Origin of the sequence: Archangium violaceum Cb vi76, assembly GCF_000733295.1 — a bacterium.
Taxonomy (GTDB): domain Bacteria; phylum Myxococcota; class Myxococcia; order Myxococcales; family Myxococcaceae; genus Archangium; species Archangium violaceum.
This window is the reverse complement of sequence record NZ_JPMI01000011.1, coordinates 84,110-100,556: the sequence shown is the minus strand read 5'-3', so window position 1 is coordinate 100,556 and position 16,447 is coordinate 84,110. Positions and strand designations below refer to the sequence as shown.

10 protein-coding genes and 3 pseudogenes are annotated in these 16,447 nt (G+C 70.8%); 4 read left to right on the top strand and 9 right to left on the bottom strand.

The window, feature by feature from the left end:
* Positions 1–5,949 (bottom strand): annotated as a pseudogene (locus Q664_RS02900) (tetratricopeptide repeat protein); the annotation flags it as partial.
* Positions 5,950–6,098: 149 nt separating this feature from the next.
* Here Q664_RS02900 and Q664_RS02895 point away from each other — a divergent pair.
* A complete protein-coding gene (locus tag Q664_RS02895) occupies positions 6,099–6,923 on the top strand; it encodes a DUF4190 domain-containing protein (RefSeq protein WP_043389600.1) in 825 nt (274 codons plus the stop codon).
* A gap of 40 nt (positions 6,924–6,963) precedes the next feature.
* Positions 6,964–7,368 (top strand): VOC family protein, encoded by a 405-nt coding sequence (locus Q664_RS02890; RefSeq protein ID WP_043389599.1) that lies wholly within the window; start codon positions 6,964–6,966, stop codon positions 7,366–7,368.
* 12 nt (positions 7,369–7,380) lie between these two features.
* On the opposite strand, the gene Q664_RS02885 is transcribed toward Q664_RS02890, so the two are convergent.
* The 3 genes from Q664_RS02885 to Q664_RS02875 form a co-directional block, all read right to left on the bottom strand.
* On the bottom strand, positions 7,381–10,665 hold the full coding sequence (locus Q664_RS02885; RefSeq protein WP_052517596.1) for a lantibiotic dehydratase: 3,285 nt from the start codon (positions 10,663–10,665) through the stop codon (positions 7,381–7,383).
* Positions 10,662–11,966, bottom strand: coding sequence for a lanthionine synthetase C family protein (locus tag Q664_RS02880; RefSeq protein ID WP_235216526.1), 1,305 nt, complete (start codon positions 11,964–11,966; stop codon positions 10,662–10,664). Before Q664_RS02880 ends, Q664_RS02885 begins: the two co-directional genes overlap by 4 nt.
* A gap of 103 nt (positions 11,967–12,069) precedes the next feature.
* Entirely contained in the window at positions 12,070–12,258 is a 189-nt protein-coding gene (locus Q664_RS02875) for a class I lanthipeptide (protein WP_160174316.1), read from the bottom strand.
* A 347-nt stretch (positions 12,259–12,605) separates the two neighbouring features.
* Between Q664_RS02875 and Q664_RS02865 the strand changes: the two genes are divergently transcribed.
* Together Q664_RS02865 and Q664_RS02860 are read left to right on the top strand one after the other, a co-directional pair.
* Positions 12,606–12,854 carry a VOC family protein gene (locus Q664_RS02865; protein WP_052517595.1) on the top strand — a complete coding sequence of 83 codons (249 nt, stop codon included), beginning with the start codon at positions 12,606–12,608 and terminating at the stop codon, positions 12,852–12,854.
* Between the two features lie 112 nt (positions 12,855–12,966).
* The gene (locus tag Q664_RS02860) at positions 12,967–13,557 is read left to right on the top strand and encodes an LPS-assembly lipoprotein LptE (protein WP_152621875.1); all 591 of its coding nucleotides are present in this window, start codon (positions 12,967–12,969) and stop codon (positions 13,555–13,557) included.
* 195 nt (positions 13,558–13,752) lie between these two features.
* Here Q664_RS02860 and Q664_RS60470 read toward each other — a convergent pair whose 3' ends face one another.
* The 5 genes and pseudogenes from Q664_RS60470 to Q664_RS59880 all read right to left on the bottom strand — a co-directional run bounded on the left by Q664_RS60470 (position 13,753) and on the right by Q664_RS59880 (position 16,325).
* Positions 13,753–13,986: a hypothetical protein gene (locus Q664_RS60470; RefSeq protein ID WP_235216525.1), complete on the bottom strand. Its 234-nt coding sequence runs from the start codon at positions 13,984–13,986 to the stop codon at positions 13,753–13,755.
* Positions 13,976–14,800 carry an imm11 family protein gene (locus tag Q664_RS60465; protein WP_235216524.1) on the bottom strand — a complete coding sequence of 275 codons (825 nt, stop codon included), beginning with the start codon at positions 14,798–14,800 and terminating at the stop codon, positions 13,976–13,978. The genes Q664_RS60470 and Q664_RS60465 overlap by 11 nt, the downstream gene beginning before the upstream one ends.
* A gap of 132 nt (positions 14,801–14,932) precedes the next feature.
* Positions 14,933–15,157 (bottom strand): annotated as a pseudogene (locus Q664_RS62850) (AHH domain-containing protein); the annotation flags it as partial.
* A gap of 281 nt (positions 15,158–15,438) precedes the next feature.
* Positions 15,439–15,828 (bottom strand): annotated as a pseudogene (locus Q664_RS62845) (hypothetical protein); the annotation flags it as partial.
* A gap of 197 nt (positions 15,829–16,025) precedes the next feature.
* The gene (locus tag Q664_RS59880) at positions 16,026–16,325 is read right to left on the bottom strand and encodes a hypothetical protein (protein WP_043389593.1); all 300 of its coding nucleotides are present in this window, start codon (positions 16,323–16,325) and stop codon (positions 16,026–16,028) included.
* Positions 16,326–16,447 lie beyond the last annotated feature (122 nt).

Sequence of the window (16,447 nt, the reverse complement as noted above, 5' to 3'; positions counted from 1 at the left end):
GGCGTCCGCCTCGCGCCCCATCTCCTGGAGCAGGTCCGCCGCCTGGCGGGTGATGCCCAGGTCATCCGGCACCGCGGCACGCGCGGCGAGCAGCGCGACGATGGCGGCCTCCGGACGGCCCGCGCGCTCCCGGTACAGGGTGGCGGCGCGCAGCAGCAGCAGCGCACGGCGGTCGGCGTCCTGCTCGAAGGAGGAGGACTCCTCGAACCAGGCGGCCAGCTCGGCCACGCGGCCCTCGCGCTCCAGCAGCTCGCACAGGAGCGACTCGGCCTCCTGGAGGGAGCGGTCCAGCAGGAGCGCCTCGCGCAGGAAGCCCTCGGCCTTCCCGGAGTCACCCAGGACGCCGAGGTACAGCTTCGCCAGCCGCAGCAGCCACGGGGCCTTCTCCCCCTGCGCACGCGTGCCGGACAGCAGCGGCAGGGCGCGCTCCAGCCAGCGGGCCTCGGCGGCGGTGTCGTCCCGGCGCACGGCCAGCTCGATGCCCATGCGCGCCGTGTCCAGCTGCTCGGACAGCGTGAAGGCCCGCTCCAGCGCCACCTCGGCGGCGGGCAGGTCCAGCTTCGCGTCGCGCAGCATCTCCGCGCGGTGACGCTCGCAGTCGGCGGCCTCGTCCCTCCGGTCCTCCTTCTCCAGGAGGAAGCGCAGCGCCTCCAGCGAGCGCAGGGACTCGTCCACCCGGCCCGCCTCCTCGGCCAGGAGCGCGTGCTCCGAGCAGGCCGAGATGGCACCGTCCAGGTCTCCCTCTTCCTGGCTGAGCGAGGCCACCAACTGGAGCTGGGCCATCAGCTCGGGGACGCGGCCCGCGTTGCGGTAGAGGGTGGAGAGCGACTGGTGCAGCGGCAGCGGCTCCTCCGCCATCTCCGCCGCGCGCACCAGCAGCGAGGCGGCGAGGGTGGAGTCGGCCAGCGAGTCCCGGGCGCGCTCGGACAGCGACACGAGGCGCTGCGCGGTCTCCTCGGAAGGAGGCAGGGCACGCGCGTGGGCGACGAGCACGTCGAAGGCGGCGCGGGGCTCGTCCTTCTCCAGCAGCGCGGCGAGCCGGTGCACCGCCACTTCATTCAGCGGAATCTCGGCGAGCAGGCGCTTGTACGCGGACGCCGCGCGCCGCGAATCCCCGAGCTTCTCGGCGAGCGCGCCCAGGCGCAGCCAGGCCTTCTCGGCACGCTCGGGCTCGGCGGAGAAGTCCGCGGCGGCGGCGAGCTGCTCCTGCAGGGGCAGCGCTTCCTTCACATCGCCTTGCAGGAAGAGGAGCTCGGCCAGCTCGGCGAGCTGCGCGTCGCGCGCGGGCACGAGCGCATGGGCACGGCGGGCGAAGTCCAGGGCCCGGGCCATGTCCCCCGCGGTACGCGCATGCGCGGCGCCCTCGCGCAGGAGGTCGGCGGCCTCGGCCGCGGGCAGGTGGCTGGTGCCGACATCGAGCAGCTTCGCGGCCTCGGCGGAGTCACCCCGGCCGGCGACGAGGGCCACCAACCGGCGGCGCACGTCGATGTTCTCGGGAGCCAGGCGCACCGCCTGCCGCAGCGCGGCCTCGGCGGCCTCGGGCTGCTCCAGGCGCTCCAGGTGGAGGGAGCCCAGCTCGGCGTAGAGGGCGGCGGCATCCGCGGGAGGCGCGTGCGAGGCCTCGGCGGCGAGCAGGCCCGCGAGGCGCTCCCAGTCCTCCTGGTCCCGCAGCACGCGCCGGAGCGCGGAGGTGGCACCGGCATGGCGCGGGGCGAGGGCGAGCGCCGCCTCCAGGCTGTCCGCGGCCTCGGCCAGCTTGCCCGTCTTCTCCAGCAGGCTCGCGCGCGCCAGCTGCGCCTCCACGCGGCGAGGCAGGGGACCCTGGCGCGCGGCCTCGGCGAGCGCTTCCGCCTCGGCGTCCGGCATCCCATCGCGGCGCGCGAGCGTGGCGAGGGCGAAGAAGGCATCACTGCGCTCGGCCGGAGGCAGCGGCAGCGCCACGGCGGCGAGCAGGGCCTCGCGGGCCGGGGCGCGCGCGTCCTTCTCCACCAGCACGGAGGCGATGGAGAGCAGCCGCGTGCGGGCGCGCTCGGCGAGCTCCGGCTCGGAGGCCACCACCTGACGCCAGGCCTCCAGCTCGTCCACGTCGTCACCGGCCTCACGGGCGAGCGCGGCGATGGCGAGCCACAGGGGCGCGGGCCGGTGGGAGAGCTTCGTGGCGGCGAGGAAGTCGTCGCGCGCGGACTGGGAGCGGCCGGCGTTGCGGTGGAGGGCGGCGCGGCGGGCGAGCAGCTCGGCGCGGGCATCCCCCGAGGCGGAAGTAATGAGGGTGCCCAGCAGGGCGAGGCGCTCGGCCTCCTCCTGGGCGGTGCCGGCACCCGGCGGGGGCAGCAGCTCCAGCAGGGACTGCGTGGCCCAGGTGTCGTGGGGCTCCTCGGCGAGCAGGCTGCGCAGGGCGTCGGCGGCCTCGGCGGGGCGGCCCAGGGCGAGGCACAGCTCGGCCAGCTCGCGGCGCGCGGAGCGGCGGGCGTCTCCGGAGAGGCGCGGCCACAACGTGGCGAGCAGGTCCGCGAGCGCCTCGCGCGCACCGGCCTTGCGGTGCAGGCCGGCGAGCTCCACCTGGGCCTCGAGGTCCTCGGGGGCCAGGGTGCAGTACTGCGCGAGCAGGCGGCGGGCGGAGTCCGGGCGGCCCGCGCGCACGGCGGCGGCGGAGGCACGGCGGGTGAGCTCCAGCAGCTCCTCCTCGCGGGGCGCGTCCGGGTCCACCGCGGGCACGGCCAGCACCACCTCGAAGTCCTCCAGGGCGGCGCGGGGGTCGGCCTGCATGCGCAGCTCGCCCCGGCGGATGCGCGCGGGAGCGAAGGAGGCCTCGCGCTCCAGGGCCTCGGCGAGGAAGGCCTCCTCGCGGCTGGTGCCCATGGCGAGCACGGAGGCGCGGTAGAGGAGCTTCGCGCCGGCACGGGCGTCCGTGACGAGCGCGGCCTTGCGAGCGAAGAGGCGGGCGGCCTCCAGCTTCTCACCGCGCTCCAGCTCCAACTCGGCGAGGGCGTCCAGGGCCTCGGCGGCCAGCGGGCCGGAGGGGCTCGCGTCGAGGGCCGCGGACAGGCGCAGGAGGGCGGGGCCCTTCTCCCCGCGCTCCAGGAGGACGCGGGCGCTCTGAAGGAAGAGCGGAGCGGCCTCGGCGGAGCGCTCGGCGGCGACGAGGGACTGGGCACGCGTGGCCCACAGCTCGGCCAGCTCACGCGTCTCCCCGGCCTCGGTGTAGAGGGCCTCCAGCCGCGAGGCGAGCGCGTCATCCAGGCGGCGCAGCGGGAAGGCCTGGGCGTAGGCGGCGATGGCGGCCTCGCGGTCTCCCATCAGCTCGCACGCACGGCCCAGGCGCGCGCGGACGTCCGCGAGGCGCTCGGGGGCGGTGGTGCGCGGCAGCGTGGACAGCAGCGTCTCCAGCGCGCGCCGGGCGTGCTCGGGGCGCTCGCAGCGCAGCGAGAGGTCCGCCAGCTCCAGCAGCACGGACTGTTCCGGAGACAGGCGCGCGGCCTTCTCCAGGGCCACCAGCGCTTCGCCGAGCCGGCCCAGCCGGGCCTCCAGCACGTTGGCCAGCTCGCGCAGCGCCGCCGCGGCGAGCCGCTTGTCACCCTGCGCCTCGGCCACGCGCGCCCGCTCATCCAGGGCGGTGGCCAGGCCCGCCATGTCCGAGCGCTTGCGCTGGAGGGCGCACAGCTCGCCCAGGGTGGGCAGGTCATCCGGCTCCGCCTTCAGCACCTCCTGGAGGGCGGTGGCGGCGAGGTCCAGGTCGAAGGCCAGGTCGCGCGCGGCGACGGAGAGGCGGCGGTACTTCTGCGCACGCTCCTTGGGCTCGGGAGTGAGGCGCGCGAGGGCGGAGAGGCAGCGGGTGAGCAGCCCGCCATCGCGGCGCGCCTCGGCGAGCGCCAGCATGGACTCCAGCGCGGGCTTGTGGTCGGGGTCGGCCTCCAGCGCGGAGGTGAGGAGGCGCTCGGCCTTCTCGGGCTGCTGCAGGCGGCCGCGGTACAGCTCTCCGGCCTCGGCCCAGAGGGCGGCGCGGCGGCCGGGTTCCTCGTGGACGGCGGCGGCCTTCTCCAACGCCTCGGCGAGCTCCTGGGTGCGGCCGGTGGCGCGGAAGTAGGGAATCAGCTCGTCGAGCGCGGCGGTGTCGCGCGGGTCCAGCGTGAGCGCGGCCTCCAGGTGCTCGCGGGCGCGGGCGGGGTCGCCGAGCTTCGTGCGGTACAGGCGCGCCAGGGCGTGGTGGCTCTGGTGAGCGGCCTGGCGGATGGACTCGGAGCGCGGCGCGGGGCCGGCCAGCTCCAGCGCCTGCTGGTAACCGGCCAGTGCCTCCTGCAACTTGCCCAGCTTCTCGGCCACGCGGGCGGTGGAGAAGAGGGGCTCGGGCTCGCCGGGCAGCAGCGACGTGGCCTCGCGGAAGCGCAGCAGCGCGTTGTCCGGCTGCTGGAGGCCCTCTTCCCAGATGCGGCCGGCGAGGAGGTTGGCGCGGCCCACGCGGTCCAGCTCGTGGCGGGCCATGGCCACCTCGCGCAGGCGGTCCAGGGCCTTGAGGGCGCGCAGGTGCTCGCCGCCGCGGTGGCACAGCTCGCCGAGCAGCAGCAGGGCATCCGGCTGGTCCGGCGCGAGGCGCAGCGCGGCCTCGCAGTGCAGCCGGGCGCCGGCGATGTCGTCCTCCGTCTGGGCGCACAGCCGCGCGAGGTGCACGTGGGCATCCGCGGCCTCGGCCGGGTCTCTCGCGAGCGCGGCGATGCGGCGGTAGGCGCGCACGGCACCGGCGCGGTCACGGCTCTGGTCCGAGGCGCGCGCGAGGGCCTTGAGGGAAGGCAGGTGGTCCGGCTTGAGGCCGAGCACCTCGTGCAGGGCCTTCACCGCCACCTGGGGCGCGTGGTCCCGGGCGGCGCGGGCGGCGGCCTCGGCGGAGAAGAAGGCGGCGGCCTCCTCGGAGGCGCGGCGCGAGAGGCCGCACAGGGCGAGGTAGCGCTCGGCGGCGCGGGCGTGCTCGTTGCGGCGCTCGCGCACCACGGCCTCGCCCCAGAGGGCGGCGGGGCTCTTCTCGCGGCGGCGCAGCAGCGTGGCGGCCACGTCCAGGGCCAGGTCGTGCGCCTGGGGATCCGCCACGAGGAGCGACAGCAGCCGCTCGGCGGCGAAGGGGTGGGCGTCCTGGGCGTCACCGGCCTGCAGGTACGCGTCGCGGGCCTCGGCGAGCTTGCCCTGGGCGAGCAGGGCCTCGGCGTCGGTGAAGGCGCGGGCGCCCTCGAGGGCCAGCAGCAGCTCCTCGTCGGGCGGGGCCGGAGGCGGCAGGCCGCCGGAGGAGAAGCGCAGACGCAGGCCCGCGCTGCTCACCTCGGCGGAGGACAGGCGCGCGGTGTCCAGCACGGGCATCTTGAAGCCCCGGCTGACGGCGGCCTTCTGGCAGAGCGCGGGCAGCACGCGGGTGGAGAAGCCGGTGGCGCCGCGCACCTCCACCTCGGGCAGCAGGCCCAGCCCGGCCACGGTGGCGGCGATGAGGCCGGGCACCTGCACCGACGGCGTGGAGGCGAAGCCGTACAGGCGCACATCGTAGAGGTAGAGGGCGAGCCGCTCGCCGTCCGCGTCGAAGGCCACCTTGAAGGTGAGCGGGGTGCGCTCCGGGGCCTGGAGGAAGGCCTGGCCCTCGAGGTAGCCGGGGCGGAAGTGCAGCTTGAGGCCCTCGAGGCCGGCCACGCGTCCGGCCAGCTCCGTCACCTTGCGCGCCACCAGCTCCGCGTCGACGTGCAGCTCCAGGAAGCCGAAGAGGAGCTTCTTGCGCTGGTAGCGCGAGGGGCCCGCGCTGACGTTGAAGGGGAAGGTGACGTCGGGAATCTGCAGCGCGAAGTCCGCGATGGACAGGCCGGGCGCCAGCTCGAGGGGCGGAAACCCCACGAAGGCGCGCCTGTCCAACAGGCGCAGCTCGGGAGCGGCGGCTTGCGCTTCGGACGCGGGCTTGGGGGAGTCGCTGTCGGTGGCCATCGGGGGGCTGCTGTCGAGCCCGGGAAGGTACCACGTGGTCCAACCCCCCGGAATTTTTGCTGATCCCCCGGCCGGAGGGCAGGCGGGGGGCCCCTCCCGGTCCACTCGCGAGCTGTGTCAGAGTCCCGCCTCCTCAGGAGGCCGTTCCCATGGAGTCGCTGTCCCCCGCCCAGCCGCCCGCCGCCAGCGAGGCCCGCTGCCCCGCCCACCCCCAGAAGCCCGTGCTCGGCGCCTGTGCCCGCTGCGGCACCTTCTTCTGCGAGTACGACCGGGAGACCGTCAACGGCAAGGACTACTGCGACACCTGCGCCGAGCATCCCGACGTGGACTACCTGGAGGCCTTCCGCCTCAAGTACTGGGGCAAGCGCGACGCGTGGACGTGGCTGGTGGGCTTCGGCGCCGTCTTCAATTTCTTCGCTGGGGCCATCATCCTGGCGAATGAACTGGTGAACAAGGACACGGGCAACACCGGGTTGCTGCTCGGGTTGATCGCCCTCGTGGGGAGTGGCGTGGGCGTGTGCTTCTGGATGGGAATGCCGTTCGCCCGTCTGGCGCTGTGCTTCGTGCCCATCGCCTCCCTGTTCGTCTCGGGCTTCGTCGCGGGAGCGGAGGCCGTGGGCCGTGGCATCTGGCCCGTCATCATCACCTTCGTCATGTACAACAACACGCGCAACAAGCTCTTCTTCAAGGAGGAGGTGTCGCGCGAGGCGCTCCAGAAGGCGTGGCACCTCTACTCCAACAACACGGTGGCGCGTGCCGGCTTCATGCTCAGCTTCCTCTCGCTGCTCATCGGTGTGTTGGCGCCCATCTCGCTGCTGTGCTCCATCATCGGCCTGCGGCGCGTGAACCCCACGGCGACCCCGCCCGTCGGGCGCAAGGGACAGGCCATCGCCGGCATCGTGATCAGCTCGGTGAGCCTCGTGGGATGGGGCACCTTCTTTGGGGCCACCCTGCTCAAAATGCTCCTCCGCTGAACCCACCCGCCCCAACCCACTCGCAAGGAGTCTCCACACGATGAGCTCGACTGTTTCGACGTTCCTGATGTTCGAGGGCAAGAAGGCGGAGGAGGCGATGACGTTCTACGTGTCGCTCTTCAAGGACGCGAGCGTCACCCACATCCAGCGCTATGGCCCGGGCGAGCCCGGCGCCGAGGGCTCGGTGATGCAGGCGGCGTTCACGCTCAACGGCCAGCGCTTCATGTGCATCGACAGCAGCGTGAAGCACGGATTCACCTTCACGCCCGCCACGTCCATCTTCGTCACGAGTGATTCGGAGGCGGAGATCGACATGCTGGCCGCGAAGCTGGGCGAGGGAGGACAGGTGATGATGCCGCTGGGCGAGTACCCGTTCAGCCGGAAGTTCACCTGGCTCGCCGACCGGTACGGCGTGTCGTGGCAGCTCAGCCTGAAGACGGCGTGAGCGGACCCGGCTTCAGCCCTGGCCCGGCCTGGTGGGGCCGCGGGTAGGTGGAGACGCGGCCTCTCGGCCGCCCCGCCGCGCATGCAGCGACACATAGTGGCGGGTCAGGAAATCGTAGAGCACCAGTTCCTGGGCTCGCTGGCTGGCATGGAGCAACCGGTTGATGTGCATGTGCGCGAAGCTCCAGGCCATGTCCCGGATTCGCAGGGTCAGCAAGCCCGAGCGCTCACGCGCGGCCAATTCGGCCACCACGGGGCGCAGTCGCTGAGAGCGCCTCTCCAGCGCGTCCAGTCCCGGCGCCAGCGCGTGGACCCGTCCTGGCGGGAATTGCCGTGTGAGCAATCCAGAAAGCGCCTGTCGCTCGAGCCGGAAGCGGGCGCCCACCTGCTCATACATGGCTGTGTTCGCATGAAACTCGCGGCGCAGGCCGTCACGCGCCTGTAGCGCCACGGCGGCACGCGCCTGCTCATCCAGACCGAGGTCGGCGAACAGCATGTCCGCGCCCAGGAGCGCCAGGCGCCAGCGCGCATCCGCGCCCCAGTCGCCCTGGAGCCACTGGACGATGTCGAGCACGGCCTCACTGTCGTGGAAGAAGAGCTCCTCGGCGAGCTCGATGCCGCGCGGCCCCCCATAGCGCTCGACCTCACGCTCATAGGTGCCCAGATTCATGCGCCAGATGCTGCCCTCCGCGAGAAGCGGCGCGGCGGCCGCGTGCAACGAGGGCAGCACCTCGCGCAGCAGACGCTCCGGCTCACCGGAGAACCTCACGCGAACATGGTCCGCGGAGTCGCGGTAGCGCACGAAGAACCATCGCGTCGCGGCACCAGAAGCCAGCGCGTGTGCGCGCACCGGCGCGATGACCTGGCGCAACACCTCATCGGCGGTGGAGGGCCCGGTGTACAGACTGGCGTATAGCCAGCCACTCCCAGGCGAGAATCGGCGGTGGACGAGGGCCATCCCGGCCGGCCGCTCCGACCGGACCGGGTCGCCCTTGCGCGTCATGCACAGCACCAACTGATGCACGAAGCGTCCCTCGGGCGCTCGCGCCGGCAGCCGCTCCGGCTCGGGGTAGAGCTCGCACAGAACGGCGGCCTTGCGCTGATACAGCAACCATGCGGCGGCATCCACCGAGAGGGGGTTGTCGAGGTCGACGGGAAGCTCGTTGTCTCCATCCGCCACGACGACGTAGCGAGGCAGGCCCAGCCGGTGGCGAAGCGCCTGCATGCACGCGTAGACGTCCGCTCTCCGGGCGCGGATGGCCTGGGGCGTCCCCTCCCCCCCGGCCGCATTCACCGCCTGGGCGAGGGGCTCGAGCTCCTGCTCTTCCAGCAGCCACCGGGCGCGAGCCAGAACCAGCTTCCCATAGCGGACCCGGGGAAGGAAACGCGCCGCCTCCATGGCCCCGAAGCTCCACTGGAAGCTCATGCCATCCTGCCACTGAAGCGCACAGAGGAACCGGTACACCACCATGCTCTGCTGGCGGAAGTTGTGCGCGGTACTCATGCGCGGGATGACCTCGCGGCCCAGGCGCCGGGAGCGCAGCACCACCCGCTCACCGCGAACCGACACGAGGAGATCCTGAACGGCGACCCGCTGCTCTTCCGGCGCACCGGAGACGCCCAGGAAGGGAATCTCGTACTCCCGCAGCACCGGGCGGCACAGGATGTTGCCGGCCCGTCCCTGGTTGAGGTGTACGATTTCGGCGAAGACCGCATCGGGCCTGAGCGCCTCCTCGGCGCGCAGGTGGGCCCTGAGCAGGTCATGCACCTCGCTCGAGGCATGGCAGAAACGCCCGAGCATCTGTGCGCCCGAGGGTCCCCCCGCGTTGGAGAGAAACACCTCGAAGTCACCTCGCGACACGGCCTCGGAGGACTCCGCGGCAAGCGTGGCCAGCACGGCGAGCGCATCCGGCATCGGGGGCGGAGGGTCGCGCAGCAGGGGCGCGAGCTCCGCATCCGAAATGACGAGCTCATGCGAACCGCGCGCCCACGTCTCCTGGAGCTTGCGCAGGATGAATCGCTCCAGCGCTCCCCAATGGGTCTTCGTGGACGTCTGTTGGGAGGGGAAGGCGATGTTCGCCAGCAGGGGTGCCCCCACAGCGGCCGGAGCCCCACTGCTCTCGAAGCCAAGACCCGACTCTTCGTCCAGGACCTCGAGGAGCGGCACCTCCCGGTCCTCGTACCGTTCCACGAAGGAGCGCGCGAACTGCCTCAAGGACTCCTGCTGCTCCGATGGAGGCGACAGGTGGCGCAGCAGTTGGAGCCCACGCTCGACCTCGGCCAGCACCTCGGGCCCGAGCAGGGCTGTAGGGGCGGGCTTGACCAGATCCACCTGGAACAAGCGCGCCAGGTCCACCCCGGTGGGGAGCGCACGGAGGCTCTCGGCGAGCTCGTGGTACACGCGCTCCGGCTGACCGAGACCTCGTGCGTCCACGCCTGCCAGCGCCGTCACGGCCGCGCCGATGCGCGCCGCGGCCTCTGACCCGGGTGCGGCCGCGTCCAGGAGCGAGATGACGTGCTGGACAGGCTCGAGGCCCGTCACGGCGGGCTCCAGTGCGCTGCTCAGCACCTGGCTGTCGATGAGCTCGTTGACAAACCCCTCCGCCTCCTCGGCCTGGAGCTCGGCATCCATGTCGAGGAGTGCCCTGGTCAGCTCCTCGATGGTCGCGCCGCCCTCGGCTCGCAGAAGGACGGCCTCGACGTGGGGGCCGGTGTCCACCGCCACCAGATGATAGGAGCGCCGCCTGCCCTGAAGGCGTGCCTCGGCATAACGCCACTGCCCGGCGAACCGGTAGCCGCTCGAGTTCGGCCACCACCGAAGCGCCCGGCGAATGGTGGGCTCCTCGCGAAGCACATGGGTGAGCGCGAACAGATAGTCATTGTCCAGGCGGGTCCTGCGCGCATATCCCTCCTGGGCCACGGTCTCCAGGACGGTGCGCTCGCCCAGCCGCCCGACGGAGATGCCCGAGAAGAGGCCGAAGGGCGTGGCCCTTCCCGTCATGCGCGAGAAGTAACGGACCAGTGCGCGCTCGACCTTCAACCCGCCCTCGGTGTCCGGCTGGCTCAGCCAGTGGCCCAGCCTTTCATGAAGGCCGGGCGAGGCCAGGAACAGCGCCTCACGCACCATGGGCCGTTCGAACGCGCGGACCAACCGTGCACGCGCCTGGGAGTACGCTTCGTCCGAGGCCTCATGGAGGTCCTTCCCCCAGGCGATGAACTCGTCGAAGGGGAGCAGCGGTGTCCGCAAGACGAACCGAGCGGACGGGTTCAGCTCGGACCGCGATGGCAGTTTCTTCATGAGAGGAGAAACACCCTGTCCCAGCGGGGCGCCACATCACTCACGGTGGCGAGAAGGGCCAGGGCCACGCCCGCCGCACCGCCCAGGAGCCCACGATCGGCGAGCCAGACGGGTTGACCGCCCTCGTAGTTGAGCGCTTGAAAACCGGCCACACTGTTCTCATGGCCGTGCACGCGGGAGGCCAGCGTCCAGGAAATCCAGTCATGGACCGCCTCGCGCAATGCCGGCTCTCCCGTGGCCTGATAGAGACGATTGAGGATCTGAATCAAGCCCGCGCTGCCGTGGCAGATTCCGACGTCCTTGACCCCCGTCTCGCCTCGAGGCCGCCGCGCGACCCCGAGAGCCAATGCACGCGCGTGCTCGGCCCAGACAGGGTTGTGGGTACATGCGGCCGCATGCTGGAGCGCCGCCGCGATGCCAGCATCCCCATAACACCAGGCGGCCCGCGCGGGATGAGGCTCGAATCCCGGGGCGTGGGCCCAGGGAAAACCGCCATGGCCCCCTGGCCCCAGGGAGTGGGCGAGCAGCCAGGACACCGCCCCCTCGAGCAGACCTGAGGCCTGCTCCCGGGCGACTCCCGCCGCGTGGGTCCCGGCCAACAAGGCGATGACACCCGCGAGCCCATGGGCCATGCCCAGATCGTAGATGCCCTCGGGCCCGGCCTCCTGCCGCCGGCCCACGAGCCGTGCCGCGGAGGTATGCCAGGCCACGCCGTTCGCGTCATGCTGAGCGAGCTCCCCCAGGCGGCCAATCACCTCGCGCAGACACCGCTCGGCCACGGGCTCGGGCATGCGCTCCAACGCATACACGCCAATGCCCACGAGGCCGGAGATCAAATCGAAGTCACCCCGCCAGGGGCGCTTGAGCACCACCTCGAGGAGGACCTCGTCGATTTCGCCGGTGGTGTCTGGCTCCGTGTCGAGCATGCGCCCCACATGCACCACCGCCCACCCCACCCCGGGAAAACCGCCGAAGAGGCCAGCCGACATGGAGACGTCGGCAACACCCTGGCAAGCATGGTCCAGATGGCTCAGGGCCACCTGGCGCCAGTCGTCGGGATGACCCAACACAGGCTCCCGGAGAGCAGCCCGCGCCAGATAGGCGAAGAGAAGCGCTGTTCCCGCACTGCCGTCGGGAAGATTGAATGCCTGGAACGGCGCGTGACCGGGTCCGCTCTGATTGACTGGCACCCTCAAGCACCGTGCAATGGCGAGGATTGCCTCGACAGACCTCGTACGCAGAGTGAGGAGCTCACCTGTACCGCGGCTGTCGACGATGGGTTGCCATCGGGAGTCTGTCATTGGCATCGGGAGTTGCTCGGCCCAACCCGCCACCCATGGTTTGTCCGGTGCTGGGGCCACATGAACCTGGACACCAGACCCAGCACCGGACAGACCCCACCTCTCAGCAGAAGCAGGTGGGACCAGTACCGCTCATATCCGCCGACTTCCGGCACTTCGCCGACCACGTGAGGTGGGGAAGCTCCAGCGCGAGGCCACCATTCACCTCGGTGAGCTCATCATCGGCGAGCACGCGAAGCGTCTGCTTGTTGAGGCTCAACTTCTTCCGGTTCGGCTTGTCGTGATTGTCCATGGTGTCACGCACTGTACGTGAACATCATTGGAGCGTCAACGACGTCTGTCTGATTTCAGAGGACACGATGTGCGACGGATTGAGCCTGTCTTTGTTTGTATTCATGGAAAGACCCTCGATTCGAGACAGAATCCCGCTCCTGCCTCGGCCCTGGCCCAGCCAGGGGTGCGGCGGGGAATCGGCCCGTGCCCTGTCGGTGAACAGCGGCGCCAGCCCCACCACCTCCTCCCAGCCCGCCTGGGGCGGAAACACCTGGACCATGCTCAGCGACAAACACACCTCCCCATCCTGAGTGACGGCGGCCGACGGTAGAAACCCGATGACTCCGGAGGTGTTCGGATGGACGGATGAGGACGACGGATGCCCAGGTGAGGAAGCTGATGGAAGAGATGGCGAAGCAGGGGTTCAGCTTCACGCCCGCCACGTCCATCTTCGCCACGAGTGATTCGGAGGCGGAACTCGACATGCTGGCCGCGAAGCTGGGCGAGAGAGGACAGGTGATGATGCCGCTGGGCGAGCACCCGTTCAGCCGGAAGTTCACCTGGCTCGCCGACCGGTACGGCGTGTCGTGGCAGCTCAGCCTGAAGACGGCGTGAGCGGCTCTCCTGCCTTTCATGGTATTTCGCGCATTTCGTGGGAAAACATGATAGGGGTAGATGATGAGCCTCCGGCCCCCGCCGAGGCCCATCCCCCCGCTTGGAGGTCCCCGTGATGCCGCGTCATCTCTCCCCGATCTGTGTCCTGTTGTCCGGCCTGCTGCTGACAGCGTGCGGCGGTGTCGTCGATGCTCCCGAGGAGATGGAGCTGACAGGCACCACCGGGTTGGCCCTGTGCTCCAACGCGGCCGTCACCAGCCTGACCATCAACGGCATCAGCACCTACCAGGGAGAGATGGCGGGCAGTGGAAACTGGGCGGTGTCCTACCCGGCCAACGCGGTGCGGCTGGAGTTCCGCATCAACAACGTCCTGCAGTCGTCCTCCGAGCTCTCCGGCACCTCGGGCGGCTGGTACTTCAGCAGGGCGGGCCTGTCCTGTGGCTCGTACCTCTTCAACGTGAAGGCCGTGCCCATGGTCATCGACAGCGGCGGGGGGCGCACCACCTGCTGGGCCAACACCTCCAGGTCGGCCTCGAGCTACGCCGATGAGCCCTGCCCGAACTACTGCGGTGACGGCGAGTGCTCGCTGAACGAAGACGCCTTCAGCTGCGCCATCGATTGCTGCCAGGGCCGTTGCAACAATGGCGCGTGCTGCTCGTCGTCGAACTACTGCTCCGACGGCAGCTACTGCATACTCTACTGAGGCGCGTATTCCGGCGAAGTGGAACACTCGTTCCGGGCGAAGTGGAACACCCGTTCCGGCCATGTGGAACAGTCGGAGCGTCAGCGACGCTGGGGTGGTCACGTCGCCCGCGTGCGGCCCTTGTTCAAATCCACGCCCACCTTGCGGATGGAGCCGCCCGCCAGCTTCACCCGAAAGTGTTTGCCAACGGGCCCACTACACCACTGCTTGCCGATTGGCGCGCGCGAGGTGCTCCTCCCCGTTTCCAGCGAAGCGCTGCGCCAGTTCGGCCGCGCCCTGCGTGCCACGCTTCGAGGCGTACTCCAACTCGGCGGGCAGCAGGGCCTTGACGGTGACGAGCCGCACGTCGCCGAAGGGCGAGGGGAACAGCCGGGGCAGTGAGCGCGACTCCTGGCCGAGCAGCACCCCCACGCGTCCCTCAGCGCTCACGAGGGTGGCGGGCAGGCCCATTGCCCGCCACCTCCAGCACGAGCAGGCCCGCCTTGGCCCGCTCTCTCTCGTGCTCCTGGGCCACCACCTCCTTTGAGACTCGCTCGAGCAGCACGTAGGGCCAGCTTCCCTCGATGGCATCGAGGGGCAGCTCCGCCAGTTCCGTCTCCAGGGCGAGCTCCAAGCCGAAACCCACGGAGGGCTCCAAGCGAGCGATGAACGGGTCCGAGAGGCCCTCGGAGACGAGGAGGATGCGCCCTGGCTCCCGATGGATGATGGCCCAGTCTTGCCGGTGGCCCGGCCATTCGTAGCAGATGGCCCGAGGAGCAACGGCCATCTCGTCCAGCCTGCCGAGCGACTTCCACGCGGCACGTCTGGCGGCAGGGGGAGGCTCCAGCAGCTCACGACACCTGCGCTTGTAGACGCGCTCCTCCTCGCTGATGGGGCTGGGGCCAGTGACTTCTCTGAACTCCATGCCCGAGGCTCCGGTGCGCTCCAGGGCCTCCTTCACGTCTTCAGAAATGAGGAGGGCTTTTGGATAGCCCCGGGGCCGAAAGACCTTGGCATCACCCACTTTCGAGGGGTCGATACGCATGCCGCCCACGGACCGATACTGGCCGAGCAGGTCAGGTCGGTTGTCTTCCGGTTTCCAGTAGAGCACTTCCTCGGAGGTCTCGTCGTCGATGCACTTCACCTGGCGCGCGACGTTGACGAGGACGTAGGGCTCTGGCCGCGAGTCCACCACGGCGGGGTAGAGCTGCACATCGCCAGGGGCCAGTTCGGCGAGGGTGCTGGCGACCTTTTCGGTGACCACGGGAAAATCCCCCGAGTCTGCGAACGAGAAATCCAGTGGGCTGCCTGGATGGAGGATGGGAACGCGAAGGCGACCGTCAAAACGAACAGGCATCAGCCTGAAGTATTTCTTCGGCATGCCATTCTCCTGAGCTCACTGCGTGCGGGTGACGCGCTTGTTGAGTCTGGAGCCTACCGTTCGGATCTGCTCAGCAAGCAGCTTCAATTCCTGGGTGAGGGCCTCCTGACATTGAACCGTGGTTTCGCAGTTCCTGACTGCCTTCCCGAGCCGCTCGAAGACCTCCTCGTGGTACTCCCTGGGGTGAGGTCCCTTGTGGCCCGGGATGCGGACCTTGTTGGCTGGGTCCTCCGCCGTGAGCAGCCAGTAGAGGATGACGCCCAGCGCCCACAGCTCGTCCCCCGCGTCCGCCACGTAGCGCGCCTGCCCGCCGGTGTGCGCGCGCGCGAAGCGCAGCGCCTCGGGGCTGCGGTACTCGGCGGTGCACGGCGGCAGCGGGCCATGGGTGAGCGGGGGCTCTTCCGCCAGCCAGCCGATTCCGAAGTCCACCAGCACCGGCACCCCGTCCGAGGCGCGCAGCAGGTGTTCTCCAGCTTGAGGTCGCGGTGCAGCACGCCCCGGGCGTGGATGTGCGCCAGCGCCCGCGCCAGCTCCAGCAGCACGCGCGCCACGCAGCGCGCGCACGGGTTGTCCTCCAGGGCCCACTGTTCCGGCGTCCGGCCCTCCACGAAGTCCATGACGAAGTAGAGCGGGCCGTGCACCGGGTGCGGCCACCTGCCACAGCCGTGGAAGCCCACCACGTTGGGGTGCTCGAGGCGCCGCAGGATGTTGATTTCCCGCTGCCCCCGGGCCTCCAGGCTCCGGCCGCGCAGCAGCTTGAGGGCGAAGGGCAACCCGGCGCGCCGCACCTTGAAGACGAGGCCATGGCCCCCCCCCGGAGCCCAGCGGGGCCTCCACCTCGTACTCCCCCCCGTGTCTCCGCGGGCGAGGGGCTGGAAGGACACTGTCTCCGTGAGTCGGGCCGACTTCATGACCTCCAAGGTCTAGCACGGCTTTCGCCGCCACGGCGCCCGTGGGCCCGCGGCACGTGTTTCACAATCGGAGCGCCAGGCGGGTGCTGCCTCGGCCCAGGTGTAGATATCTACACCTGAAGCCCGCTTGGACCTGTCTTGGAGGATATTGGCCGCGAAGGCAGACATGTTCGAAGCAGTCACTCGCCCCGGCCGCCTCACGTGTGGCCCAACCAGGGGCGCAACAGGGACTCGGCCCGCGTCCTGTCGGTGAACAGCAGCGCCAGCCCCACCACCGCCCCCGAGCCCTCCTGGGGCGGAAACACCTGGACCACCTGCGCCTCCAGCTCCACCACCTGCCCGGAGAACTCCAGCACCAGGCTCAGCACGACCTGCGCGTCCCGGGGCGAGAGCAGACACACCCCGAAGCCACCCCGCTCGAGGGTGCGCAGCTCGGCGGGCACCCGCTTGTGCTGGCGCACCTCGCCCTCGAAGAACACGCAGCGCTCCGGCTCCACGAAGAGCTCCTACCACGGCCCCCGCCGCGCCCCCGGACCGTGGGAGAGGCGCTCGCCCGCCTGGACCCCACCGCCCGCCCCACCGCACCGCGGCATGCGATGTTCACCGGAAGTCCACCACA